Origin of the sequence: Pandoraea sp., from assembly GCF_041919235.1 — a bacterium.
In the GTDB taxonomy this organism is placed as follows: Bacteria; Pseudomonadota; Gammaproteobacteria; order Burkholderiales; family Burkholderiaceae; genus Pandoraea.
Window position 1 is genome coordinate 25,913 of record NZ_JAYRUC010000017.1, and the last position, 24,450, is coordinate 50,362.

Genomic DNA, 24,450 nt, shown 5'->3' on the forward strand with positions numbered 1-24,450 from the left:
GAGTGGCCTCAGGCGGCGAGAAAGAGATTATAGCCGAATTTGTTCCGCTGCCAACCCCTTTCCCGAATTTTTTTACGCGGCCGGCTCAAGCAACTCAACGCCCCCCATATACGGACGCAACACATCAGGCACCGTCACCGAACCATCCGCATTTTGATAGTTCTCCAGCACCGCAACCAACGCTCGTCCCACCGCCAGCCCCGAACCGTTGAGCGTATGCACCAGCTCCGGCTTGCCCTGCGCGTTCCGGTAACGCGCCTGCATCCGGCGCGCCTGGAAACTCTCCATGTTCGAACACGACGAAATCTCGCGATACGTATTCTGCGCCGGAATCCAGACCTCCATATCGTACGTCTTCGCACTCCCAAAGCCCATGTCGCCCGTACACAGCACAATTGTGCGGAACGGCAACTCAAGCTTCTTCAAGATCGCTTCCGCATGACCGACCAACTTCTCCAGCGTGTCGTACGATTCCTCCGGACGCACCACATGCACCAACTCGACCTTGTCAAATTGATGCTGACGAATCATGCCGCGCGTGTCCTTGCCATAGCTGCCCGCCTCCGACCGGAAACACGGCGTGTGCGCCACCATGTGCATCGGCAACGCATCGTTCGCCAGCAACTCGTCACGCACCAAGTTCGTCAACGACACTTCCGCCGTCGGAATCAGATAAAAATTCTCGATGCGCTCGCCATCCTCTCCGCCCACCTTGCGCGGCACCTTGAACAGGTCGTCCTCGAATTTCGGAAGCTGCCCCGTACCCCGCATCGACGCCGCATTCACGATGTACGGCACGTACATTTCCGTATATCCGTGCTCGCTCGTGTGCGTATCGAGCATGAACTGCGCCAACGCACGATGCAGACGGGCAATGCCACCCTTCATCACCGAAAAACGCGCACCCGCAAGCTTCGCCGCCGCGTCAAAGTCCAAGCCCAACGCCCCGCCGAGATCAACGTGATCGCGCACCGCAAAGTCGAAAACGCGCGGCGTGCCCCAGCGGCGCACTTCGACATTCTGCGTTTCATCCGAACCGACCGGCACACTCTCATGCGGCAAATTCGGCACCCCCAGCAACAAATCCGACAGCCGTGCCTGAATTTCCTCCAGACGCACCGACGATGCCTTGAGCGTGTCCGCAATGCCACCCACTTCAGCAATCTCTGCCGACGCGTCCTCGCCCTTGCCCTTCTTCATGCCAACCTGCTTCGAGAGCGCATTGCGGCGTGCCTGCAACTCTTCGGTTTGCGTCTGAATCTGCTTGCGCTCCGCCTCGAGTGCAGCAAATGCCGCCACGTCCAGCGCATAGCCGCGCGCCTTGAGTCGCGCAGCAACGCCGTCGAGATCCTTGCGAAGAAGTTGAATGTCGAGCATGGTGGGATGTCTGTCGTTAGCGGTCCACCATCGTGGACCATGAAATTCGCGAAATTCGTTCTCGCCGCCCCGCGCCCTCATGGCGCAAGAGGCAGCAGCAAACCCAGGATTTTACCAAACGCGCCCCGCCATTTCGCCATTTGGCGCGTTCTCAGTCGCAACAAAGCCCGCGTCAGGTCGACTCGTCGTCAGACGGCTCGCCCGCCGACGCCTTGCCAGATGGCGGGCTGCCCGCCCCCGTCGGCTTCGGGGAAGCGTCGGACTTGCGCGTCTTGGCGTTCGCACGACGCCACTCGGCATCGAGCGATTTCAGCCAATTGAGCTTCTCCCCAATCTTGCCCTCCAAACCCCGCGGCACCGGACGATACCAATTCTGAGCCCGCAGGTCGTCGGGGAAATACGTCTCGCCCGCCGCGTAGGCATCCGGCTCGTCGTGCGCATAACGATACTCGTGCCCATAGCCCAGCGACTTCATCAGCTTCGTGGGCGCATTGCGCAGATGGACCGGTACCGAGCGCGACTTGTCCTTGGCGACAAACGCACGCGCCTGATTGTAGGCGTTGTACCCCGCGTTCGACTTCGGCGCCGCCGCAAGATACAAAATGGCTTGCGCAAGCGCGAGTTCGCCTTCCGGCGTACCCAGACGTTCGTATGTCTGCGCCGCATCCAGCGCAATGCGCGCCGCACGCGGATCGGCCAGGCCGATATCCTCCCACGCCATGCGCACAATTCGGCGCGCGAGATATCGCGGATCGGCCCCACCATCGAGCATGCGGCAGAACCAGTAAAGCGCACCGTCCGGCGAGCTGCCACGCACCGACTTGTGCAGCGCGCTGATCTGGTCGTAGAACGCGTCGCCGCCTTTGTCGAAACGTCGCAGGTTCTCGGCAAGCACGCTGGCGAGCAACGCTTCATCGATCGTCTTGAGCGCCTGCCCCATTGCCGCCTGCGAGACGATCTCCACGTTGTTGAGCAGGCGGCGACCGTCGCCATCCGCCGAATCGATCAGCCCCTGCCGTGCCTCGCCAGTAAACTCGATATCGCCCAGCGCGTGTGCCGCACGCGTGATCATCTCGCCAAGCTCGTCGTCGCTCAGGCTCTTGAGAACATACACGGCCGCGCGCGATAGCAATGCGCCGTTCACCTCGAACGACGGATTCTCCGTCGTCGCGCCCACGAAGATGAAGAGCCCCGATTCGACGTGCGGCAGGAACGCGTCCTGCTGCGCCTTGTTGAAGCGATGCACCTCATCGACGAACACCAACGTCTGCTTGCCCTGCGCACGCTGGATCTGCGCGGCCTCGACCGCGTCGCGAATATCCTTGACGCCCGAGAGCACCGCCGACAGCGCGATGAAGTACGCCTTGAAAGCGTCCGCCATCAAACGCGCAAGCGTCGTCTTGCCCACCCCCGGCGGACCCCACAGAATCATCGAGTGCGGACGGCCCGACTCAAACGCCACGCGCAGCGGCTTCCCCTTGCCCAGCAAGTGGCGCTGGCCAATCACGTCGTCGATGGTATGGGGGCGCAGGCGCTCGGCCAAAGGCACCGAAGCCGACAAGGGAGCGTCGTCTGGCATGGTCTCAAGCAGTACGGCCGGGGAATCCCCGGCCGTATTCGGTTAATCAGATGCCCTCATTATGCCAGCCCAGCGAACCGCCCGCCCGCAATGCTCGTCGGGAACGCACGGGAACCCTCCCCTCAACCCTTGATCACGTCGGCGCCCTTGGGCACCGTGAACTTGAAGGTGTCTGCCGGCATGGGCGGATTCGTCTGCATCTTGCTGAACGTCAGCAACGTGACGTTGCCGAACGCGTCGTAAAGCTCCATGGCCGCCAGATTGCCGTCGCGAAAACCGATGCCCACCCGCTGGAACTGCGTGTCCTTTGCCTTCGGTTTGAGCTCCACCCAGTCGATGCCGTTCTTCACGCCGGCATCCTTGAGCGAGAAATTCTTCTCGATGTCGTTGCTGCCGAACAGAATCGCCGCCGGACTCGCGCCCAACGAAGTGCCCAGCTTGCGCTCGGTCACCTGGTTCAGATCCTTGTCATAGACGTAAAGCGTCTCGCCATCGGCCTGAAGCAGTTGATCGTAAGGCTTCACGTAACGCCAGATGAAGCGGCCGGGCCGCGCAAACTCAAACGTTCCCGACGCCATGTTCGTCACCTTGATGGCGCCGTCCTGCTGCCCCTTGACCTGCTTCTGCTCGAACTCGCCCCGCGCGGACTTCACCTGCGCCGCGAACGCCTTGAGCTGTGCCGTGCCGCTTGCATAAGCAGGGGCGACCAGCGCCGCCAGCGTCACGCCGACGGCTCCCGCAATAAGCGGCAAACCCCGCTTGAATCCCAACATGTTTCCTATTCTCCTTCGCGATTCGGCACCAGAATCTCCCGGTTGCCGTTGCTCGCCATCGCCGACACGACGCCGGACTGTTCCATCTGTTCGAGCAGCCGCGCCGCACGGTTATAACCGATGCGCAAATGCCGCTGCACCAACGAAATCGACGCACGGCGCTGCTTGAGGACCACAGCGACGGCCTGATCGTACAGAGGATCGGACTCGCCCCCGCCCTCGCCAGTTCCGCCGCCCGCCCCCTCGATTCCGCCCTCTTCGCCCTCAAGCGCGCCGTCGAGAAGGCCCTCGACGTAATTCGCCTCGCCCTGTTCCTTGAGCCGCTCGACCACGCGGTGCACTTCGTCATCGGCCACGAACGCCCCGTGCACACGCAGCGGCAATCCGGTACCCGGCGGCATGTAGAGCATGTCGCCCATGCCCAGCAACGTCTCGGCACCCTGCTGATCGAGAATGGTGCGCGAGTCGATCTTCGACGACACCTGGAACGCCACACGCGTGGGCACGTTGGCCTTGATCAACCCCGTGATGACATCGACCGACGGCCGTTGCGTCGCCAGAATCAAGTGAATCCCCGCCGCACGCGCCTTCTGCGCAATTCGCGCGATAAGCTCTTCGACCTTCTTGCCGACGACCATCATCAGATCGGCCAACTCGTCGATCACCACGACGATGTAAGGCAGCCGCTGCAGCGGCTCCGGGGCATCCGGCGTGAGCGAGAACGGATTCGGGATGTGCGCCTCGCGCTTCGCCGCGTCGTCGATCTTGTTGTTGTACCCGGCAAGGTTGCGCACGCCCAACTTGCTCATCAGCTTGTAGCGGCGCTCCATTTCGGCCACGACCCAGTTCAGCGCATGCCCCGCCTGACGCATGTCGGTCACCACCGGGCACAGCAAATGCTGAATGCCCTCGTACATGCTCATTTCGAGCATCTTCGGATCGATCAGAATGAGCCGGACCTGCTCGGCCGTCGCCTTGTAGAGCAACGACAGAATCATCGCGTTGATCCCCACCGACTTGCCCGAGCCCGTGGTGCCGGCCACCAGCAGGTGAGGCATCTTCGACAGATCGGCCACCACCGGTTTGCCGCCAATGTCCTTGCCAAGCGCCAGCGTCAGCAGCGACGAGGAATCGTTGTAGATCTCGGAGCCCAGAATCTCCGTCAGACGCACCGTCTGACGACGCGGATTCGGCAACTCCAGTCCCATGAAATTCTTGCCGGGAATGGTCTCGACCACACGGATCGATACGAGCGAGAGCGAACGCGCCAGATCCTTTGCGAGATTGACGATCTGGCTGCCCTTCACGCCCGTCGCCGGTTCGATTTCGTAACGCGTGATCACCGGCCCCGGATAGGCCGCCACGACGCTCACATCCACGCCGAAGTCCTTGAGCTTCTTCTCGATGAGGCGCGACGTGAATTCCAGCGTCTCGGCCGAGACCGTCTCCTGCGCGGCCGGGGCAGCGTCGAGCAACGCCAGCGGCGGAAGAATGGAATCGGGAAGATCGGCAAAGAGCGGCGCCTGCTTTTCCTTCTCGACACGCTCGCTCTTGGGCACGACCTTGACCGGCGGCACGATCTGCACCGGTTCGTGCACTTCGGCACGCACGCGGTTCTGCACGATGGCCCCTTCACGCGCGATCGCGGCCTCCTCGCCCAACCGGCGATCCTGGCGCGCCTCGCGACGACGACGGATCACGGTGCCGGTATCGAGAATCAGCGCGCCGAACTTTTCGGCAACGGAAAGCCACGAGAAATGGAAGAGCAGCGACAGACCGAAGGCAAAGATGAGCAGCAATGTCAGCGTGCCCCCGGTAAACCCAAGCGCGTGCTGGAAGAAACCACCGACGGTCTCGCCAATCACGCCGCCCGAGGCGCGAGGCAATTGGGCCTTTAGCCTGTAAAGCCGCAGCGATTCGATGCCGGCGCTCGAGAGCAACACCATCAGCGACGAGACGATCTCCACCCACCCGCCGCTGGCAAGCCGCTCGCGCAGCGGGGGCGCTTCGCGTCTGGCCGAAATCCGGCGGTAGCCCGAGACCACCCGCCGGGCGATGAACACCACCAGCCAGTAGGCGGACAGCCCCAGAATGAGCAGCAGCATATCCGCCACCCACGCACCGACGCGCCCCGCCCAATTGGCGATGCGCTCCACATGCGCCGCATGCGTCCAGCTGGGATCCAGACGGCTATACGAGAACAACGCCATCAACAGGAATACCATCAGCGCGACTTGCGCCATCCAGCGGATTTCATGGAAGAGGTGCGTCACCCGATTGGGTAACGACGATCCGGCACCAGCAGAATAGGAAGATTTCGTCGTCATCAAGCCATGCGGTTGGGCGGGCAGACGGGTGGCCTGCCGCGAGGCAAGGCTCCATTGTAAACAACTATTACACGGCTTAATGCACGAAAAGGTGACAAGCAGTAACGCCGGGCCTCCCATGGGGGTTCCGGAACGCCGCTGACGGTCTGCCCTCTCGCTCCCCGGTCGCCATCGCCTCGCCCAACTTTGAGAGACATCCCGCCGCCCCGGCCCCCCGGCCGCCGTATGCCCGCCGCCGGCGGATCGCGCGCCCGGCCCGCGCCCGCGCGGGCTATCGCGCCGATTGCAAGGCTCGATCAACGAAACGACGTCGCCCCCTTATAATGTCGCTTTGCACCAATCCCCGCCGCGTTGTCGCGGTGCAGGATCCGGCGCCAGCCCCCATTCCCTCTCCGGTGAGTTCCCGTCCATGTCCGTTGCCAAGCACGCCAAAGTCCTCATTCTCGGTTCCGGCCCCGCCGGCTACAGTGCCGCCGTCTATGCCGCACGCGCCAACCTCAAGCCCGTGCTGATTACGGGCATCGCCCAGGGCGGTCAACTGATGACCACCACGGACGTGGAGAACTGGCCCGGCGACCCGACCGGCGTGCAAGGCCCCGAGCTGATGGCCCGCATGCAGGCCCACGCCGAGCACTTCAACACCGAGATGATCTTCGATCATATCCATACCGTGCATCTGAACGAGCGCCCGCTGCGCCTGATCGGCGACGCCGGCGAATACACGGCAGACGCCCTCATCGTCGCCACCGGCGCCTCGGCGCAATATCTCGGCCTGCCGTCTGAAGAGGCCTTCTCGGGCCGCGGCGTGTCGGCCTGCGCCACCTGCGATGGATTCTTCTACAAAGGCAAGGAAGTCTGCGTCGTCGGCGGCGGCAATACGGCCGTCGAAGAAGCGCTCTACCTTGCCAACATCGCAAGCAAGGTCACCGTGATCCACCGCCGCGACAAGTTCCGCGCCGAACCGATCCTGATCGACCGGTTGCTGGAGAAGGCCAAGCAAGGCGTGGTCGAGCTCAAGTACGACAGCGTCCTCGACGAAGTCACGGGCGACGACTCAGGCGTCACGGGGGTGCGTATCAAGAACGTGAAAACCGGCGCCCACGAAGACATCACGCTGCATGGCGTGTTCATCGCAATCGGCCACAAGCCGAATACCGACATCTTCGCCGGTCAGCTCGAAATGAAGAACGGCTACATCGTCACGCACAGCGGCCTGAACGGCAACGCCACGGCCACCAGCGTGCCGGGCGTGTTCGCCGCGGGCGACGTGCAGGATCACGTCTACCGTCAGGCCATCACCAGCGCCGGCACGGGCTGCATGGCCGCGCTCGATGCCCAGCGTTACCTCGAGAACCTCGACCAGTAAGCACCCGAACGCCCAGACGCCCAAGCGCCCTGCCGCCGCGCCCGCGCCGTGTGACCTGTCATCTGGCCCGGGCGCCGTCGTCGTCAGACATTCCACTGTCCTTGTTCGCACGACCATGAGCAAGAAGCCCCCCAAACTCAGCCTCGGCGATCTTGCCAGCCTGCGCGACGCGCTCGCCAAGGAAACGGCCGCACGAGAAGCCGAGCGCGTCGCCGCCGCCAAACGCGCCGCGCAAGCCAAGCGCGATGCCAACGTGTTTCGCGACAGCATCGGCGACATCGCCCCGATCACCAGCAAGGGCGCGACCAATCGCGTCGAGCATCCACGCCTGCCGCCCGAGCCTGTGCCGCATCAGACGCAGGAAGACGAAGCGGCCGTCCTGTTCGAATCGCTGTCGGACGAGTTCGACCCCGAGGCCCTGCTCGACACCGACGATCGCCTGTCCTACCGCCGCCCCGGCATCAGCCACGACACCCTGCTCAAGCTGCAACGCGGCGAATGGGTGGTGCAAGCGCAGATCGACCTCCACGGCTTGCGGCGCGACGAAGCCCGGGAAGCGCTCTCCGCCTTCCTGCATGACGCCGTGAAACGCGGTCTGCGCTGCGTGCGCGTGATCCATGGCAAAGGCCTCGGCTCCGTGAACCGCGAACCGGTACTCAAGGACAAGGTGCGTGGCTGGCTGGCGCAGAAGGCAGAAGTGCTGGCGTGGGCGCAAGCGCAAGGACACGACGGCGGAGGCGGTGCACTGTTAGTATTGCTCCAGCCCGCGCAAACGAGAGCGCCACGCCGATAATCGACGCCTGCGCCTGCGCCTCCCCGCGCTTCGTCGGCGCGCCTTCACAACGCCGATCACACCGCCGATTACACCACCGATCACGACGTCTCACCGACAGGATTCGCCGATGATTCACGAGATGAGCGCCCAACTGCGTACGATTCTGGCCGTGATGGAGGCCATTGCCGTATTGTCGAGCGCCATTTCCGGCTTCGCCGAAGCCCGCAAGCAACATCTCGACCCGGTCGGCGCGTTCGTGCTGGCCTTTGCCACCGCCTTCGGCGGCGGCACGTTGCGCGATGTGTTGCTCGATCATCGTCCGTTCTACTGGGTGCAGCATCAGTGGTACACGGTCATCATTCTCGTGTTCTCACTGTCGACGGCCGGCGTGTTGCGGCTCGTCTCGCGCGTGGCCACCGAACGCGTGCTGCTGATTGCGGACGCGATCGGCCTCGGATTCTTCAGCGCGTCGGGCACCTCGCTCGCGTTGCAGACCGATATGTCGGCGCTCATGTCCGTGATGATGGGGGTGATCACGGGCGTTGGCGGTGGCATGATTCGCGACATTCTCTGCAACGAAGTGCCGCTGGTGCTGCGGGACACGCGGCCCTATGCCGTGTGCGCTTTCATTGGCGGCTGGATCTATATCGCCCTCACCTACGTCGACCTCGATCCCTTGTATGCGCTGTCGATCGGCGCGCTTTCCGTGATCGTCGTACGCCTGACGACCCTCGCGTTCGACGTTCGCCTCAAGTCCTGAGGCCGTAAACGCCGAAAGGCGACGCCGCTTGCGCAGCCATCGCCCTTTGCGGCTTCACGCCTCACGTCTCGCATCGCACGCCGCCGCAACCGTCCAAACCGTCGAAACCGTCGCAATCGTCGGTAGTGCTCGTTGCGGCGCCCGCGCCGGCCTCAGACGGCCTGTTCGCCCTCTTCGCCCGTACGAATGCGGATCACGCGTTCGACATCGGTCACGAAAATCTTGCCGTCGCCGATCTTGCCGGTGCGCGCCGCGCCCAGCACCGCGTCGATGACCTGCTCAGCCTGTACAGCGCCCACCACGACTTCGATCTTGATCTTCGGCAGAAAGTCGACCACATACTCGGCGCCGCGATACAGCTCGGTGTGGCCCTTCTGACGGCCGAAGCCTTTGACTTCCGTGACGGTCAAACCCGTCACGCCGACTTCGGCCAGCGCTTCGCGGACTTCGTCGAGTTTGAACGGTTTGATGATGGCAGTTACGCGTTTCATTGTCGCCTCGATATCTTGGTTGGATTGTGCTTTGAATTCGCCGGGCTATTGTACCGGTCCGGGGGTAGAGCGCCGAAGACCGCCCGCCGCCCCACCGCCCCACCGCCGCAACACGCTCTCAGGCGTGCGGGTCGTCCGGCACCGTGTCCAGATCTGCGAGCCACACGACCGACTCCGAATCGCTCGGAGCGCGCCAGTCGCCGCGCGGCGAGAGCGAGCCGCCCGTGCCGACCTTCGGCGCATTCGGAATGCACGACCGCTTGAACTGACTGGTGCGGAAGAACCGGTCAAGGAAAATGCGCAGGTTGCGCTTGATCGAGACCAGATCGTACGCGTGACGCGCGAGATGTCCTTCGTCAGGCCAGCGCCCCTGCGATGCGTCGTGCCAGGCGCTCCACGAGAGGAACGCCACCTTGCGCGGGGCATAGCCGAAGCGCAGCGTGTAGTAGAGGTTGAAGTCCTGAAGCTCGTACGGCCCGATGAAATGCTCGGTGCGCTGCTCCGGCGCGCCATTGGCCTTGCCCGGCACCAGTTCGGGGCTGATTTCCGTCTCGAGAATCTCGATCAGCACGTTGCGGCGCTGTCCGGTGTCCTTGGTGGCCCTCGCAGGCTTCGCCGACACCGTGCCGTCCAACTGTCCCGTCTCGGCCACCCATCGCACCAGGTGCATGATGAGCGTCTTGGGCACGCTGGCGTTCACGTTGTAGTGCGACATGTGATCGCCCACGCCGTAGGTGCACCAGCCCAGCGCCAGTTCGCTCAGGTCGCCCGTGCCGATCACGATCGCCCCCAGATGATTCGCGAGCCGGAACAGATGATTGGTGCGCTCGCCCGCCTGCACGTTCTCGAACGTGACATCGTAGACTTCCTCGCCCTGCGCGAACGGATGGTCGAGGTCCTTGAGCATCTGCATGCAGCTCGGGCGAATGTCGATCTCGCGCGCCGTGCACCCGACCGCCGCCATCAGTTCGCGCGCCTGACGCAGTGTCCGCTCGCTCGTGGCGAAGCCCGGCATCGTGTACGCGAGAATGTTCGTGCGCGGCAGCCCCAGCCGGTCCATGACCTTCGCACACACGAGCAACGCATGCGTCGAGTCGAGACCGCCCGACACGCCGATCACGACCTTTTGAATCTTCGACGACGCGAGACGCTGCATCAGCGCCTGCACCTGAATGTTGTAGACCTCGTGGCAACGCTCGTCCCGACGGCGCGGATCGGCCGGTACGTAGGGGAAACGCTCGATCGCACGCGCGAGCGGCAGCTCGGCGGTGCGCGGCATCGCGACGTCGACCTTGATCGTGCGGAACCGGGCGACCTCGTCCGCATGGCGGCGCACGGACACGCCGAACGTGGTCTGATGCATGCGCTCGCGCGCGAGCCGCTCCAGATCGACGTCCGCATAGATCAGATGCGATTCGCCGACGAAACGCGCCGACTCGGCGAGCAGGTCGCCATTCTCATAGATCAGCGCCTGCCCGTCCCAGGCCAGATCGGTGGTCGACTCGCCCTGCCCGGCCGACGTGTACAGATACGCCGCGAGGCATCGCGCCGACTGTTGCCCAACCAGTTGATGACGATAGGCCGACTTGCCGACGACGACATTCGATGCCGACAGGTTGACGAGCACCGTCGCACCGGCAAGCGCCGCGAACGACGACGGCGGCACCGGCACCCAGACGTCCTCGCAAATCTCGCAGTGAAAGCGCAGCAACGGCTGGTCGGTCGCCTCGAAGACCAGCGAGCCGAACGGCACTTCCTCGCCGAGCAGCGTTACGGTATCGACGCCTGCGTCATCGGCGGCGTTGAACTGACGCGCCTCGTAGAATTCGCTGTAGTTCGGCAGGTAAGTCTTGGGCACGACACCATGCAGGCGGCCACGCGCAACGACTACCGCGCAGTTGAACAGGCGTTGTTGCAAACGTACCGGCATGCCGACGATCAGCACGGCGCCCAGCTCACGGCTCGCGGCCACGATATCGGCCAGCGCCGCGTCGCAGGCATCGAGCAAGGCGCGCTGCTGAAACAAGTCTTCGCAGCTATAGGCGGGAATGCCCAGTTCGGGGAAGGCCACGAGCACCGCACCGGCGGCATCGGCCTGCTTCGCGAGCGCGATGGTCTGCGCAGCGTTATGGGCAGGATCGGCGACACGGCACTGCGGCACGCCAACGGCCACACGCGCGAAATCGTGATTGTAGAGATTGAGAAATCGGTTGGTCATGTGGGCGGCTACCATGCATCGTCCGTGCGCCGGTACGTCGGCGAGCGCTGCCGCCGTGGGCGGGCGCGCGCCCGGCGCAAGCGCGCGGACGTGAGAATCGCCAGTATATTACGTGGGGCCTCGCCATGCCCGGCCGCCGCAGCCGCCGCAGCAGCTATGGCAGCTGTGGCATGGCACTGCGGCCTCAGGCCGCTGGGCGCTTGAACGGCGTATGCGCCTCCAGCTCGCCGATATGTTCGTCCATCGCCGAGGTCTCGGCGTCGAGAAATTCGGCAATGGCGTCGGCGAAGCGTGCATCGGCAATCCAATGGGCCGACCACGTGGGCGTCGGGAGCAGACCTCGCGACATCTTGTGCACGCCCTGTGCGCCGCCCTCGAAACTGCGCAGCCCATGCGCGATGCAGTACTCGATGCCCTGCGCGTAGCACGTCTCGAAGTGCATGCCGGAGACGAAATCGGTCGCGCCCCAATACCGTCCGTACATCGTGTCGCCGCTTACCACGTTCAGCGCGCAGGCCAGCGGCTTGCCCTCGCGCTCGGCCACAACGAGCAACAGCGCGTCCGGCATCGCCGCATGCACCTGACCAAAAAAGGCGCGGGTCAGATAGGGCGCGTTCCAGTGCTCGCGATAGGTGTTCTCATAGCACTGATAGAAGAAATCGAGCGCAGCGTCGTCGATATCGGCACCGCGCAGCCACCGGTAGCTCACCCCGGCATCGCGCACGCGTCGACGATCCTGTTTGAGCTTCTTGCGCTTTTCATGATTCATCTGCGCGAGGAAATCGTCGAACGTCGCGAGGCCCGGGTTCTCCCAATGGAACTGCACGCCTTCGCGTAACAGATAACCCGCTTCGGTCAGCGCGGCCAAATCGTCGTCGTGGGCGAACAGTACGTGAATCGACGACAACTCAAGCTGCTTCGCGAACGCGATCGCGCCACGGGCGAGTGCCACCCGGTCGGCGTGAGTGCGCGCAAGCAGACGCGGTCCCGTCACCGGCGAGAACGGCACCGCACACAGCAGCTTCGGGTAGTACGTCAGGCCGTGGCGCGCGAACGCATCGGCCCACGCGTGATCGAAGACATACTCGCCCCGCGAATGCGATTTGACATAGAGCGGCATCGCGCCGGTGAGCACCTCGCCGGCGTGCATGAGCAGATAGGCCGGCTGCCAGCCGGTGCGCTTCGACGCGCATCCGCTCGTATGCAAGGCATGCAGGAACGCGTGCTGAACGAAGGGATTGCCGTGCGCGAGCGCATTCCACGCGTCGGCCGGCACGTCTTCGATCGATGACACTACTCGGATGACTACCTCGCTGCTCACGGCTCACCTCGTCTGCCAGCTTGCGCGCCGATACGGCCGCCGCCAGCGTTGAACGACCCAACGGGCTCCCATTGTCGCCGAACCTGGCACGGCTTTCAGGCGGACAACAAAAACCCGGCACTCGGCCGGGCTTTTCTGGCGTCGACGCGCGGCGCCGCAGGCGAAAATCGCTTACTTCTTGGCGTTGGCCACGCCGTCGACGATTTCCTTGTGGGCGGCTTCGACGCCTTCCCAGCCTTCGATCTTGACCCACTTGCCCGCCTCGAGCGCCTTGTAGTTCTCGAAAAAGTGCTTGATCTGGTCCTTCAGGTAGCCCGGCACGTCGTCGATCGACTTCATGTGCGCCGTCATCGGGCAGATCTTGTCGACCGGCACGACCACCAGCTTGGCGTCCACACCCGACTCGTCGGTCATGTTGAGCAGACCCAGGGCGCGGCAGCGCACGACTGCGCCAGCGAGCAGCGGGAACGGGGTGACGACCAGCGCGTCGACGGGGTCGCCGTCACCGGACAGCGTTTGCGGAATGAAACCGTAATTGGCCGGGTAGCGCATGCCCGTGCCGATGAAACGGTCGACAACCAGCAGGCCCAGTTCCTTGTCGGCCTCGTACTTCACCGGGTCGCTTTGCGCCGGGATCTCGATGATGACGTTGAAATCGTTGGGGATGTCCTTGCCGGCAGGCACGTGGTTGAAGCTCATGATGGCATTCCTGTGTATGAAAAGGGGCGTGCCGTCGCACGGCCTGCACGCCCGCCAACCCGCCGGACGCCACGCCGCCCGACGGCAATCGGGCGCGAAACATTATAGCGGGTTTGCCTGTAACGCCGGCAGCCGGGCGAGCCGCTGCGCCGTGAGTTCGCCGACGCGGGCGCAGCCCAGGAGTTGCATCGTCGTGCGCAACTCGTCGAGCAGCAGCGTCAGCACCCCGGCCGCGCCCTCCCCGCCGCGCGCCGCCACGCCATACAGCGGCGCACGCCCGAGCAGCACGCCCTTGGCCCCCAGCGCGACCGCCTTGGCCACGTCGGCACCGCGCCTCACGCCTCCGTCGACAAAAACCGCCATCTCGGCGCCGCCAGCGCCCAATGCGTCGACGATCGGGAGCAGGGCTTCGAGCGGCGCGAGTGTGCTGCCCAGTTGCCGCCCGCCATGATTGGACACGACGACGCCGTGCGCGCCATGCGCGTGCGCCAGCCGGGCGTCGTCCACCGTCTGGATGCCCTTGATGAGCACTTCACCCGGCCAGTGGCGCCGCACCCAGGCCAGATCGCCCCAACCGAGCGACAGATCCATCTGACGACTCAACATCGCCGCATGCCGCGCCAGATCGGCTCGCTCGCCAACGCTTTCGGCGATGTTGCGCAGTTGCGGCGCGCCGTGGGCCAGCATCTGCCAAGTCCAGTGCGGATGCCGCATGCAGTCGGCAATGAGTCGCGGCGTAACGCGCAGCGGCAGCCTGAAGCCATTGCGCGTATCGTGATCGCGCTTGCCGTGCACGGGTGTGTCGACGGTCAACAACAACGTACGGAAGCCGGCCTCGCGCGCACGATGCATCATGCGCTCGGCAATGCGCCGGTCCTGCTGCACGTATAGCTGGAGCCACAGCTCGCCATCGGGCACCGCCGCACGCACGTCCTCCAGCAGCGATGTCGACGCCGTCGACAACACGAATGGCAGCCCGGCATCGGCGGCCGCGCGCGCGAGCAACTCGTCGGCACCCGGCCAGAACAAACCGTTGAGTCCGGTCGGCCCCACCGCCATCGGGGCGGCCGCGTCCCGCCCCCAGAAAGTCGTGGCGCTCGAACATTGCGACGTATCGGTGAGCACGCGCGGGGCGAAACCCCACTGCGCAAATGCGTCGCGATTGCGACGCAACGCGCCGCCGTCTTCCGCGCCACCCTCGAGATAATCGAACGCCAGCTTCGTCAGGCGACGCCGGGCAGCCCGGCGATAATCTTCCACGCTGGAAAACGCGTGCATGGCTCCTCCTGTTCCCAGATTTCCAGGTTCCCAGATCGACTCGCAGCGCTCGCCACGAGGTCTCAATCGCTTCGTCCCCTGCCGTCGGGACAACTCGTCACTTGCGCACAAACAATTGCATTACAATCACAATCGTTACAATCCGAACATACTGATACCCTCCATGCCGCGCTTGCCCGCCCGGTCGTCCCGCTCTGCCGAAGACGTGCCTGCCACCCCGTCAGCCAAATCCACAGGCGCGACGGATTCCGCGCAATCGGCGCCACGCTCGTCGCTCTTCGTCGGCTCGACCGAAAAGACGTTCCAAGTGCTGCACGCCTTCGACGGCCCGGCGCGCTATATGACGCTCGTCGACATCGCCAAGGCGGCAGGGCTCGATCGCAGTGCGACACAGCGGCTCGTACACACGCTTGAAGCGCTCGGGTACCTCTTTCGCGTTCCCGATACCCGCACCTACGGTCTCACGACCAAGGTGCTGCAGTTCTCGTACAACTACATCCGCGCAAACGATCTCGTCGAAAAGGCCGCACCGTACCTGCTCGACATCTTCCGCCGCGTGGGCGAGACGACCAACCTCCAAGAACTCGACGGCCACGAGATCGTGTATATCGCGCGCTTTCCCGGCCAGCACCTCGTGAATATCGGCATCGTCGTCGGCGCGCGACTGCCCGCGATGTTCACGGCGTCCGGCATCGCAATGCTCTCGCGCCTGCCCGAGGCCCGCGTACGAGAGATTCTGGCGAACACCTCGCTCGAACCGATGACGCCGTACACGGTGACGGACGAGAAAAAGCTGCTCGAGCGTGTCCAGACGGCCGCGCGACACGGCTACGCCATCGTCGAGAGCGAGACCGTGATGGGGGACATTTCGGTTGCCGCCCCCATCACCGATCACGACGGCTGCGCCGTGGCGGCCATCAACATCTCCGTGCCGACCTCGCGCTGGACGCGCGAGCGTGTCGAAGCCGAACTCGCCCCCCACGTTCAGGTCGCCGCAACGTCGATCTCGAAGTCGCGGCTCTCCACGTTCCGGCGCTGAGCAGCGTCCCGCCCAACGCTCAGCGCTCACTGCTCAGCGCTCAGCGCCCTTCGAAAATCGCCAGTTGCCGCGTCAGTTCCTCGCGCAGCGCGGCCGACAGGGCCGGCGCCGGTGGCACCAGCGGTGCGAGCATCGCCGGAGCGTGCACGCCGATCAGATCCATCACCGACTTCATCGGCCCCGGGTTCGTCTCGGCGAACGCCAGGTTCATGAGCGGCATGAGCGAGCGATGCAGCGCCAGTGCGTCGGCCGTCTTGCCTTGCGATGCGAGTGTGAAGAGGCGTTGCCACGCCGTGGGCAGCAGCGACGCCGTCACCACGATGCCGCCGCGCGCGCCCGCCGCCACATGCAGCGGGAACAGCGTATCTTCGCCGCTCAGCACGGCAAAGGAATCGTCGACGCCGGCGACCGTGCGCAGAAAATGCCACATGTCGGTGTTGCAGGCTTTCATGCCGACGATGTTCTCGTGGCGCGAGAGTTCGTGCAGCACTTCCGGGGTGATCGCGATGCGCGTGCGATACGGAATCTCGTAGATCAGAATCGGCACCGGCGACTCGTCGGCGTAGCGCAGGAAGTAGTCGCGAATACCGGCTTGCGTCGGGTTGGTGTAGTACGGCGTGAGCACGAGCAGACCGTCGGCACCTGCCGCGGCGAAGTCGCGGCCGGCTTCGATGGCGTCGTGATACCCCGGGTCGAGCACCCCCGCGATCACCGGCACGTCGCGGCCGTGCGCCTTGACTTCCTGCGCGGTGAGTTCGGCCATGCGCACGCGCTCGGCGCGCGACAGGGCACCGTACTCGCCAGTGCCCCCCAGCGGCACCACGCCGTCGATGCCCTGCCCCAGCAGGTAGCGCATCAGTGCACGCGCGGCATCGGTGTGAATCGTGTCGTCGGCGTTCACCGGCGTGGGAATCGCCGGCAGAATGCCCTTGAGTTGTTCAGAGCGAAGCATGAATTAGACGTCCGTGAATCGTGGTTTCGGAGAAATCGGAGACCGCATCAGGTGGCGAGACTGCGCCGGCGCAGCCGTTCGGCCACCCAGATCAGTGCGGCAATGAAAAGAAACAGGCAGGTGGAGACCGCGGCGATCACTGGCGAGATCTGCATCGTGATCTCATCCCAGAATTGCTTGGGCAGCGTGGTCGAGAGCCCACCCGATGTGAACAGCGCAATCGTGAGTTCGTCGAACGACGTGGCGAACGCGAACAGGAACGACGACAGCAGGCCCGCGCCGAGAATCGGGAACGTGACGCGGCGCAGCGTCGCCCACGGGCGCGCCCCCAGGCTGTACGCCGCCAAGTCGAGTCGCGTGTCGTAGTTGCGCAGCACCGCCATCATCGTGATGACGACGTACGGCACAGCCACGACCGTATGCGCGAGGGTCAGCCCCACACTGGAGCCCACCAGCCCGACCTTGGCGAAGAAATAGAACACGCCGACGGCGAGAATCATGCGCGGCACCACGATGGGGGCGAGCACGAAGGCGAGCATCGCCGACTTGCCGCGCATGCCACCGCGCACCAGCAGGAACGCGGCCGGCGTGCCGATCAGCATCGACAACAACCCCGCACCGATCCCAACGAGCATCGAGCGCGTGACCGCCTGCATCCACAACGGCGAGTCCCAGACCTGCTGATACCACTGCAACGAGAAGCCCTTCGGCGGCCACGCAAGGCCCGACGCTGCGTCGAACGACATCGGAATCATCAGCAGCGCCGGTGCCGCAAGGAACATCACCAGCAGCACAACGATCATGCGCAATACGCGCCCATCGCCCTGCCCGCCCCGGTGGCGCGGCAGCGCACGCAGCAACAGATCGGTGGCATGACCCAGCGCCGCGAGCACGTTCTCACCCAGCACCCGGCTCCAGCCGCCACGTCGCTTGCCCGCCTTCATACTCGCCGAATCGCCAGCACCGCCGGCCATCGTCGACAGTCCGACCATGCGGTCGTAGACGAAGAACACAGCCAGCACCACGGCAAGCAGCAACACCGAGATCGCACCCGCGAAACCCCAGTTCAACGCCTGCATCACCTGATCGATGATGAGCTGGGTAATCATCGTTTCATGGCGCCCGCCCAGCAGCGTTGGCGTGATGAAGAAGCCGATCGACGTGACGAACACCATCAGCGCACCGGCCGCCACGCCCGGCAACGACAGGGGGAAATACACCCGCCAGAACACCGTGCCGGGGCGCGCCCCCAGCGTGGCGGCCGCGCTCGGCAGACGCCGATCGATGTTCTCCATGACGGAGAGCATCGTGAGCACCGCCAGCGGCATGAGCGCATGCACCATGCCAAGCACCACCGCCGGGAAGCTATAGAGCAGCGAGAGCGGCGCGTCGATGAGGCCCAGATCGAGCAAGGTCCGATTGACCACACCGTTACGGCCCAGCAGTACCACCCAGGCAAACGTGCGCACGAGAAAACTTGTCCAGAACGAAAGCAGGAGCCAGAAGAGCAGCCGCTGCTTGCGCGCGCCACTGAGCGTCGAGAGCCGGTAGGCAATCGGATACCCCGTGAGCACCGCGAAGAAGGTCGTGTAGAGCGAGACCTTGAGCGTGATGAGCAGCACCTCGATATACACCGGCGAGGCGAACAGACGCTGATATTCGGCGAGCGTGAAGCCGCTCTCGCCGCGAATGCTCAGCAACAGCAATTGGCCGACCGGATAGATCAGCATGACCGCCAGCAGAATGACGATGGGCGCAGCCATGAGCACCGGACGCAGGCGCGCACGCCAGCGGGGCCGGCGCGACGGCGCCTGGACGGGATGGGATGACGAAGGACGAACCACGGCAGATGCACTCATCGCTTACCCCGCGATCGCCACGGCGTCGTCGGCACGCCAGGCCAGACCCAGCGTCTGCCCGATCTCGAAGCGATTGCCCCGGCGATGCGTCGGGAACGCCGCCACGAGCGCCTTGCCCACATTGCCAGCATTGTCCACTTCGCTCACCCCGCCGCCCGTGACCGGCGAGCGCAGATACAGCTTTGTCATGCCGCCCGTGACCACGATGTCGGTGAGCGTTGCCGAGATCGTCGCCTGGTCGTGGCTGCCGCTCCCATCGCCGTCATCGACCCCATCGCCCCCATCGCGAACGTGCAGGTTCTGCGGGCGCAACAACAGCTTGACCGGACGGCCGCGCTCAATCTTCGGGTCGTAGACCATGGCCCCCGCGCCATTCGTCCCCTCGACGCCCGGCATCGCCACGCGGACCTGGTCGCCCGAGCGCTCGAGCACCGTGGCGTCGAGCAGGTTGGACTCACCGAGGAAGTCGGCAACGAACACACTGTTCGGACGGAAATACAGGTCGTCCGGTGTGCCCAGTTGCGCGATCTCCCCGGCGTTCATCAGACAAATGCGATCCGACATCGTCATCGCTTCTTCCTGATCGTGGGTCACGTACACGATGGTGGTGCCGAGTTCTCGGTGAATGCGCTTGATCTCGAGCTGCATGTGATCGCGCAGCTTCTTGTCGAGCGCGCCCAGCGGCTCATCCATCAGAATGATCGACGGCCGATAGACCATGCAGCGCGCGAGCGCAATGCGCTGCTGCTGCCCGCCCGAGAGTTCGCGTGGATAGCGCTCTGCCACATGCGGCAGGTGCACCATCTCCAACGCGTTCATGACCATCTTGCGAGCCGTCTGCGCGTCGGTGCGGCGCATTTGCAACGGGAACGCGATGTTCTCCGCCACGGTCATGTGCGGGAACAGCGCGTAGTTCTGGAACACCATACCGATGTCGCGCTCGTACGGCGCGCCGTACGTGACATCGACCCCGTTGATGCGAATCGCGCCCGCGTCGGGCTGCGACAGACCCGCGATGAGCGAGAGCAACGTGGTCTTGCCCGAGCCGCTTGGGCCGAGCAAGGTCAGAAATTCGCCCTGGGCGACATCGAGATCGGTCGGTGCAAGCGCGACGAAATCGCCGTAGCGCTTGGACAGGCCCGAGACTTGGAGGTTGGCAACGGTCATGAGATCAGCACTCGAAAAAGCATGAAACGGAACCGCAGGCGAGGATCAGGTCAGGATCCAACGGTTGAATCGCTCAAGCGCCACGCTCTGGTTCTGCTGCCAGAACTTCGCGTTGATCTGCACGCCGCTCTTCATGTTCTCGGGGAACGTGGGGCATTGTTTGGCGATCTCGGGTTTCACGTAGTTGAACGCTTCGGGTTGCGTCAGACCGGCGGGGAAAAATTTGACCAGTTCCGCCTGACGTTTCGGATCGCTCGCGAACTTGATGAACTCGCGGCAAGCCGCAGCGTTCGGCGTGCCCTTGAGGATCGACCAGTTATCGCAGCCCCAGATGTTCTGGTTCCACACGATCTGCACCGGCACGCCGTTGGCCTGCGCCGACTGCGCGCGCGAGGCCCACGTGGCGACCATGTCGACTTCGCCAGAACCGAGCATCTGCTCGACCTGCGCCCCTGTGGTCCACCACACGTCGACATGCTTGGCGATCTTGTCCAGACTCTTGAACGCGCGGTCGAAGTCGCACGGATAAACCGACCCCGGTGCCACACCGTCGGCCAGCAGCGATTCTTCGACGGTGTCGAACGGGTATTTGCGGATCGAGCGGCGGCCCGGGAAATCTTTCACGTTCCACAGATCGGCCCAGGACGCCGGCGCCTTGCGGCCCTTGAACGCGTCGGTGCGATACGCGAGCACCGTCGAATAAATGTTGGTCCCCACGCCGAACGGCGACATGTATTGCGGCGGAATCTTCGCGATGACCGGATCCGACTCAAGACCGTGGCGCTCCAGATACTCCTTGCCGCCCCCCGTCAACAGCAGGATCGCGGGCTGGCTGATCTTGGCCATGTCCCACGTATAGCTGCCCGCCTCGACCATGCTCTTGATCTGAGCGGTCGGCTCCGCGTTAGCCTGCACGCCGACCACCTCGATGCCGGACGCCTTGGCGAACGGCTTGTAGAACACGGCGTCGTACGCCTTGGTGTAGATGCCGCCATCGTCGCGCACGACGATGCGCTTGGTCGCGGCCCGCGAAGGCGTCCACACGAACGGAAATGCCACGGCGGCGGCACCGGCGAGCGCCGTCTTCATGGCCGTGCGACGGCCCGGCTGCGCGAGCGGTGCCGCGTGGTTGTCGGTGGTGTCGAGCGGGCTTGCGAAGGTCTTGCGTTTCATCATGATCTCCGGTCTTGTCTGGGAGGGTGGGCGCGGCGACGGACGGCTACTTCGGTACACCCGCCGCGCACGCAGTTATGGCAAAACAAACAGCAACACGTGAAATGACTCAGGGAACGAGACGTCCCGGATTGAATAACTGGTTGGGGTCGAGCGCCGCCTTCACGGCACGCATGAGAGCCAGCTCCGCCGGCGCCTTATATCGCTGCATGAGCGGCAGGCCCGTCTGCCCGACGCCATGCTCTGCGCTGAACGTGCCACACAGACGCGCGGCGATGTCGTTGATGCAGGCGCGCATGGCGTCGCCCATCGCCGCACTGTCGGGCAGCGCCGCCCACGCGGCAAACGAAAACATCGGGATGAAATGCACGTTGCCGTCGCCCATATGGCCGACGACGGCGATGTCGAGCCCCGGCACGACGGCGTGCACGGCGCGCGTGGCGGCATCGATGAATTCGGACACGCGCGACACCGGCACGGCGCAGTCCGTCGTGAGCCCAACGGCGGCCTTCTTGTTCGCTTCGCTCACGCTGTGGCGCACTTCCCAGAGATCGGCGCGCTGGCCTTCGCTCGCTGCGACGACTGCGTCGTCGACCAGTCCGCGCTCGATGGCCTCGCCCAACGTTTGCGTGAGTACGGCTTCGAGTCCTTGCGCGTCACGCGTGTCGCCCAACTCGACAAGCACATGCCAGTCATGCGCGCCCGCGAGCGGATTGCGGCGATTCGGTACATTGCCCAATACCAGATCGAGCTGGTGACGATTCATGATCTCGAACGCCGACAGACGCGAGCCGCAGGCGTTCTGGAACATGCCGAGAATCTGCTGCGCGGCGGCCGGATCGCGCGGCGCAAACCACGCGAGCGCGTGATGCGTGGGCAGCGGATGCAGCTTGAGCGCTGCAGCGGTGATGATGCCCAGCGTGCCCTCCGCGCCAATGAACAGTTGCTTGAGATCGAGCCCGGTATTGTCCTTGCGCAGCGCGCGCAGGCCGTCCCAAACGGTGCCATCGGCGAGCACGACTTCGAGACCAAGCACGTTCTCGCGCGTGTTGCCGTAACGCAGCACGCTCGTGCCGCCCGCATTGGTCGACAGCGTGCCACCGATCTGACACGAGCCCTCGGCGCCAAGACTCACGGGATACAAACGTCCGACCTCCGCCGCCGTGTCCTGCACCGTTTTCAAAATGCACCCGGCCTCGACGATCATCGAGCCGTTGGCCGCGTCGACCTGCCGGACGCGTCGCATGCGCGCCAGGTTCAGAACGACGGGGGCCGGGCCGTCGGTGGGCGGCACCGCCCCGCCGCACAGGCTCGTGTTGCCCCCCTGCGGGAGGATCGGCACACCGGCGGCCGCACACAGCTTCACGATATCGCTCACCTGCGTAGTGGACGACGGCAGCACCACGCACAACGCCTCGCCCCGGTAGCGGCCTCGCCAATCTTCCGTATATCCGGCGGTATCGGACTCATCGCTGAGCACGGCACCGGTACCGGTACCGAGCGCCGCTTGCAAGCGGTGGATCAGCGTCTCGCGCGTCACTGCGTCTTTCATTGCCTGCCTGCTCCCGAATGCTTTGTTTCAACAACCAAACCGCAGTGCCCGCGACAGCGAGCAGCGCACGGTGGTGCCCGGCCAGACGCCCGTCTGGCGATTCATTACGATCAAGGATAGGCGATAAAAAATTGCAATAAAATCTCTTTAATTGCAATGCACTCATTTTAGGTGTTTATGCGGATGTGCCTCATAGGACGGCCAACGTCCTCGCGAGTTAAGTGATAATGAGGCCCACCCCCACACGAGGTGCCCTCGACATGCCCGAAGCGACACACTTCATCGGCAATCAATGGGTCGCTCCCGCGAAGAGCCCCGCCATTCCCGTCCTTGACCCTTCCGACGGGCAACCCTTCGCCCAGATCGCCCGAGGCGACGCCGAAGACATCGATCGCGCCGTGAAGGCAGCGCGTGCGGCCTTCGACGGTGACTGGGGACACACCAGCGCTGCGGCGCGCGGCCGCGCGCTCTATGCGCTGGCGAACACGCTGGCGAAACATCACGAGGAACTCGCGCAACTCGAGGCGCGCGACACCGGCAAGCCGCTCAAGCAGGCGCGTGCAGATGCGGCGGCCATCGTGCGCTACTTCGAGTTTTACGCGGGCGCCGCCGATAAGCTGCACGGCGAAACCATTCCCTATCAGCAGGGCTTCACTGTCTTCACGCTGCGCGAGCCGCACGGCGTGACTGGCCACATCATTCCCTGGAACTACCCGCTGCAGATCTTCGGACGCAGCGTGGCTGCCGCCCTCGCGACCGGCAACGCCTGCGTCGTCAAGCCGGCCGAAGACGCGTGCCTCTCGCTTCTGCGCGTGGCCGAGTTGTCGCTGGAAGCGGGGCTGCCGCCGGGAGCGCTCAATGTCGTGACCGGCTACGGCGCCGAAGCCGGCGCGGCACTCGCCCGGCATCCGGGCATCGATCACATCTCGTTTACCGGCTCGCCCGCGACCGGCACGCTGATCGCTCAGATGGCGGCCGACAACCATACGCCGGTCACGCTGGAACTCGGCGGCAAATCGCCGCAGATCGTGTTCGCCGACGCCGACATGGACGCCGTGCTACCCGTTGTGGTGAACGCCATCGTGCAGAACGCCGGGCAAACGTGTTCCGCTGGCAGCCGTCTGCTCGTCGAGCGCGATGCCTACGAGAGCGTGCTCGCGCATTTGGCGGAGGCGTTCGCGCACTTGCGCGTGGGACCGTCGCAAGCCGATCTCGATCTCGGCCCACTGATCAACGCCCGCCAGCAGCAACGCGTTTGGGACTTCCTGTCCGAAGCGCAGCATGACGGCATCGCCGTGATGTCGCAGGGCGAAGTCATCGGCAGCGCCCCGCAGGCGGGGTTTTATCAAGCCCCGACGCTTTTGCGCGACGTACCTGCCACGCATCGCCTCGCCCGCGAGGAAGTGTTCGGCCCGGTGCTCGCCGCCATGCCGTTTACCGACGAGGCTGACGCCGTGCGATTGGCCAACGGTACGCTCTATGGGCTTGCCGCCGGCGTTTGGACACGCGACGGCGCACGCCAGATGCGATTGGCTCGCGACATTCGCGCCGGACAGGTGTTCATCAACAACTACGGCGCAGGTGGCGGTGTAGAGCTGCCGTTCGGCGGAATGAAACACTCCGGTCACGGACGCGAGAAGGGCTTTGAAGCGCTCTACGGCTTCACCACCCTCAAGACCGTCGCCATCAGGCACGGGTGATTTGCAGCACCCCGCAGCACGCAACCTGACTTAGATCGAGGCGA

General features: G+C 64.5%; 19 protein-coding genes. 5 read left to right on the forward strand and 14 right to left on the reverse strand.

What is annotated here, in order from left to right; translation table 11 throughout:
- Window positions 1-72: 72 nt before the first annotated feature.
- From serS to ACE3UG_RS14695, 4 genes are all read right to left on the reverse strand, one after another.
- A complete protein-coding gene (gene serS, locus ACE3UG_RS14680; RefSeq protein ID WP_374625096.1) occupies window positions 73-1,377 on the reverse strand; it encodes a serine--tRNA ligase in 1,305 nt (434 codons plus the stop codon).
- 172 nt (window positions 1,378-1,549) lie between these two features.
- Window positions 1,550-2,956, reverse strand: a complete 1,407-nt coding sequence (locus ACE3UG_RS14685; RefSeq protein ID WP_374625098.1) for a replication-associated recombination protein A — start codon at window positions 2,954-2,956, stop codon at window positions 1,550-1,552.
- Between the two features lie 122 nt (window positions 2,957-3,078).
- Window positions 3,079-3,729 (reverse strand): outer membrane lipoprotein chaperone LolA, encoded by a 651-nt coding sequence (gene lolA, locus ACE3UG_RS14690; protein WP_374625100.1) that lies wholly within the window; start codon window positions 3,727-3,729, stop codon window positions 3,079-3,081.
- Between the two features lie 5 nt (window positions 3,730-3,734).
- Window positions 3,735-6,056 (reverse strand): DNA translocase FtsK, encoded by a 2,322-nt coding sequence (locus ACE3UG_RS14695; protein WP_374625102.1) that lies wholly within the window; start codon window positions 6,054-6,056, stop codon window positions 3,735-3,737.
- A 409-nt stretch (window positions 6,057-6,465) separates the two neighbouring features.
- On the opposite strand from ACE3UG_RS14695, the gene trxB reads away from it, so the two are divergent.
- The 3 genes from trxB to ACE3UG_RS14710 all read left to right on the forward strand — a co-directional run bounded on the left by trxB (window position 6,466) and on the right by ACE3UG_RS14710 (window position 8,957).
- Window positions 6,466-7,422, forward strand: a complete 957-nt coding sequence (gene trxB / locus ACE3UG_RS14700) for a thioredoxin-disulfide reductase (protein ID WP_374625104.1) — start codon at window positions 6,466-6,468, stop codon at window positions 7,420-7,422.
- Between the two features lie 115 nt (window positions 7,423-7,537).
- Window positions 7,538-8,215, forward strand: coding sequence for a Smr/MutS family protein (locus tag ACE3UG_RS14705; RefSeq protein ID WP_374625106.1), 678 nt, complete (start codon window positions 7,538-7,540; stop codon window positions 8,213-8,215).
- A 121-nt stretch (window positions 8,216-8,336) separates the two neighbouring features.
- Window positions 8,337-8,957: a trimeric intracellular cation channel family protein gene (locus ACE3UG_RS14710; RefSeq protein ID WP_374625108.1), complete on the forward strand. Its 621-nt coding sequence runs from the start codon at window positions 8,337-8,339 to the stop codon at window positions 8,955-8,957.
- Window positions 8,958-9,109: 152 nt separating this feature from the next.
- Here ACE3UG_RS14710 and ACE3UG_RS14715 read toward each other — a convergent pair whose 3' ends face one another.
- From ACE3UG_RS14715 to ACE3UG_RS14735, 5 genes are all read right to left on the reverse strand, one after another.
- Window positions 9,110-9,448, reverse strand: coding sequence for a P-II family nitrogen regulator (locus tag ACE3UG_RS14715; protein ID WP_374625110.1), 339 nt, complete (start codon window positions 9,446-9,448; stop codon window positions 9,110-9,112).
- 118 nt (window positions 9,449-9,566) lie between these two features.
- Window positions 9,567-11,666 (reverse strand): NAD(+) synthase, encoded by a 2,100-nt coding sequence (locus ACE3UG_RS14720; protein WP_374625247.1) that lies wholly within the window; start codon window positions 11,664-11,666, stop codon window positions 9,567-9,569.
- A gap of 184 nt (window positions 11,667-11,850) precedes the next feature.
- Window positions 11,851-12,987 carry a GNAT family N-acetyltransferase gene (locus ACE3UG_RS14725; protein ID WP_374625112.1) on the reverse strand — a complete coding sequence of 379 codons (1,137 nt, stop codon included), beginning with the start codon at window positions 12,985-12,987 and terminating at the stop codon, window positions 11,851-11,853.
- Between the two features lie 171 nt (window positions 12,988-13,158).
- Entirely contained in the window at window positions 13,159-13,686 is a 528-nt protein-coding gene (gene ppa / locus ACE3UG_RS14730) for an inorganic diphosphatase (RefSeq protein WP_374625114.1), read from the reverse strand.
- A 102-nt stretch (window positions 13,687-13,788) separates the two neighbouring features.
- A complete protein-coding gene (locus ACE3UG_RS14735; RefSeq protein ID WP_374625116.1) occupies window positions 13,789-14,964 on the reverse strand; it encodes an alpha-hydroxy acid oxidase in 1,176 nt (391 codons plus the stop codon).
- Between the two features lie 163 nt (window positions 14,965-15,127).
- On the opposite strand from ACE3UG_RS14735, the gene ACE3UG_RS14740 reads away from it, so the two are divergent.
- Window positions 15,128-16,003, forward strand: a complete 876-nt coding sequence (locus tag ACE3UG_RS14740) for an IclR family transcriptional regulator (RefSeq protein WP_374625118.1) — start codon at window positions 15,128-15,130, stop codon at window positions 16,001-16,003.
- A gap of 40 nt (window positions 16,004-16,043) precedes the next feature.
- Here ACE3UG_RS14740 and ACE3UG_RS14745 read toward each other — a convergent pair whose 3' ends face one another.
- From ACE3UG_RS14745 to ACE3UG_RS14765, 5 genes are all read right to left on the reverse strand, one after another.
- Window positions 16,044-16,955: a dihydrodipicolinate synthase family protein gene (locus tag ACE3UG_RS14745; RefSeq protein ID WP_374625120.1), complete on the reverse strand. Its 912-nt coding sequence runs from the start codon at window positions 16,953-16,955 to the stop codon at window positions 16,044-16,046.
- Window positions 16,956-17,002: 47 nt separating this feature from the next.
- Window positions 17,003-18,718 (reverse strand): ABC transporter permease subunit, encoded by a 1,716-nt coding sequence (locus tag ACE3UG_RS14750; protein WP_374625249.1) that lies wholly within the window; start codon window positions 18,716-18,718, stop codon window positions 17,003-17,005.
- Between the two features lie 99 nt (window positions 18,719-18,817).
- The gene (locus tag ACE3UG_RS14755) at window positions 18,818-19,981 is read right to left on the reverse strand and encodes an ABC transporter ATP-binding protein (protein ID WP_374625122.1); all 1,164 of its coding nucleotides are present in this window, start codon (window positions 19,979-19,981) and stop codon (window positions 18,818-18,820) included.
- A gap of 45 nt (window positions 19,982-20,026) precedes the next feature.
- Window positions 20,027-21,070, reverse strand: coding sequence for an ABC transporter substrate-binding protein (locus ACE3UG_RS14760; RefSeq protein ID WP_374625251.1), 1,044 nt, complete (start codon window positions 21,068-21,070; stop codon window positions 20,027-20,029).
- 193 nt (window positions 21,071-21,263) lie between these two features.
- Window positions 21,264-22,706 carry an FAD-binding oxidoreductase gene (locus ACE3UG_RS14765; RefSeq protein WP_374625124.1) on the reverse strand — a complete coding sequence of 481 codons (1,443 nt, stop codon included), beginning with the start codon at window positions 22,704-22,706 and terminating at the stop codon, window positions 21,264-21,266.
- A 260-nt stretch (window positions 22,707-22,966) separates the two neighbouring features.
- Here ACE3UG_RS14765 and ACE3UG_RS14770 point away from each other — a divergent pair, with 260 nt between their 5' ends.
- The gene (locus ACE3UG_RS14770) at window positions 22,967-24,406 is read left to right on the forward strand and encodes an aldehyde dehydrogenase family protein (protein ID WP_374625126.1); all 1,440 of its coding nucleotides are present in this window, start codon (window positions 22,967-22,969) and stop codon (window positions 24,404-24,406) included.
- Window positions 24,407-24,450 lie beyond the last annotated feature (44 nt).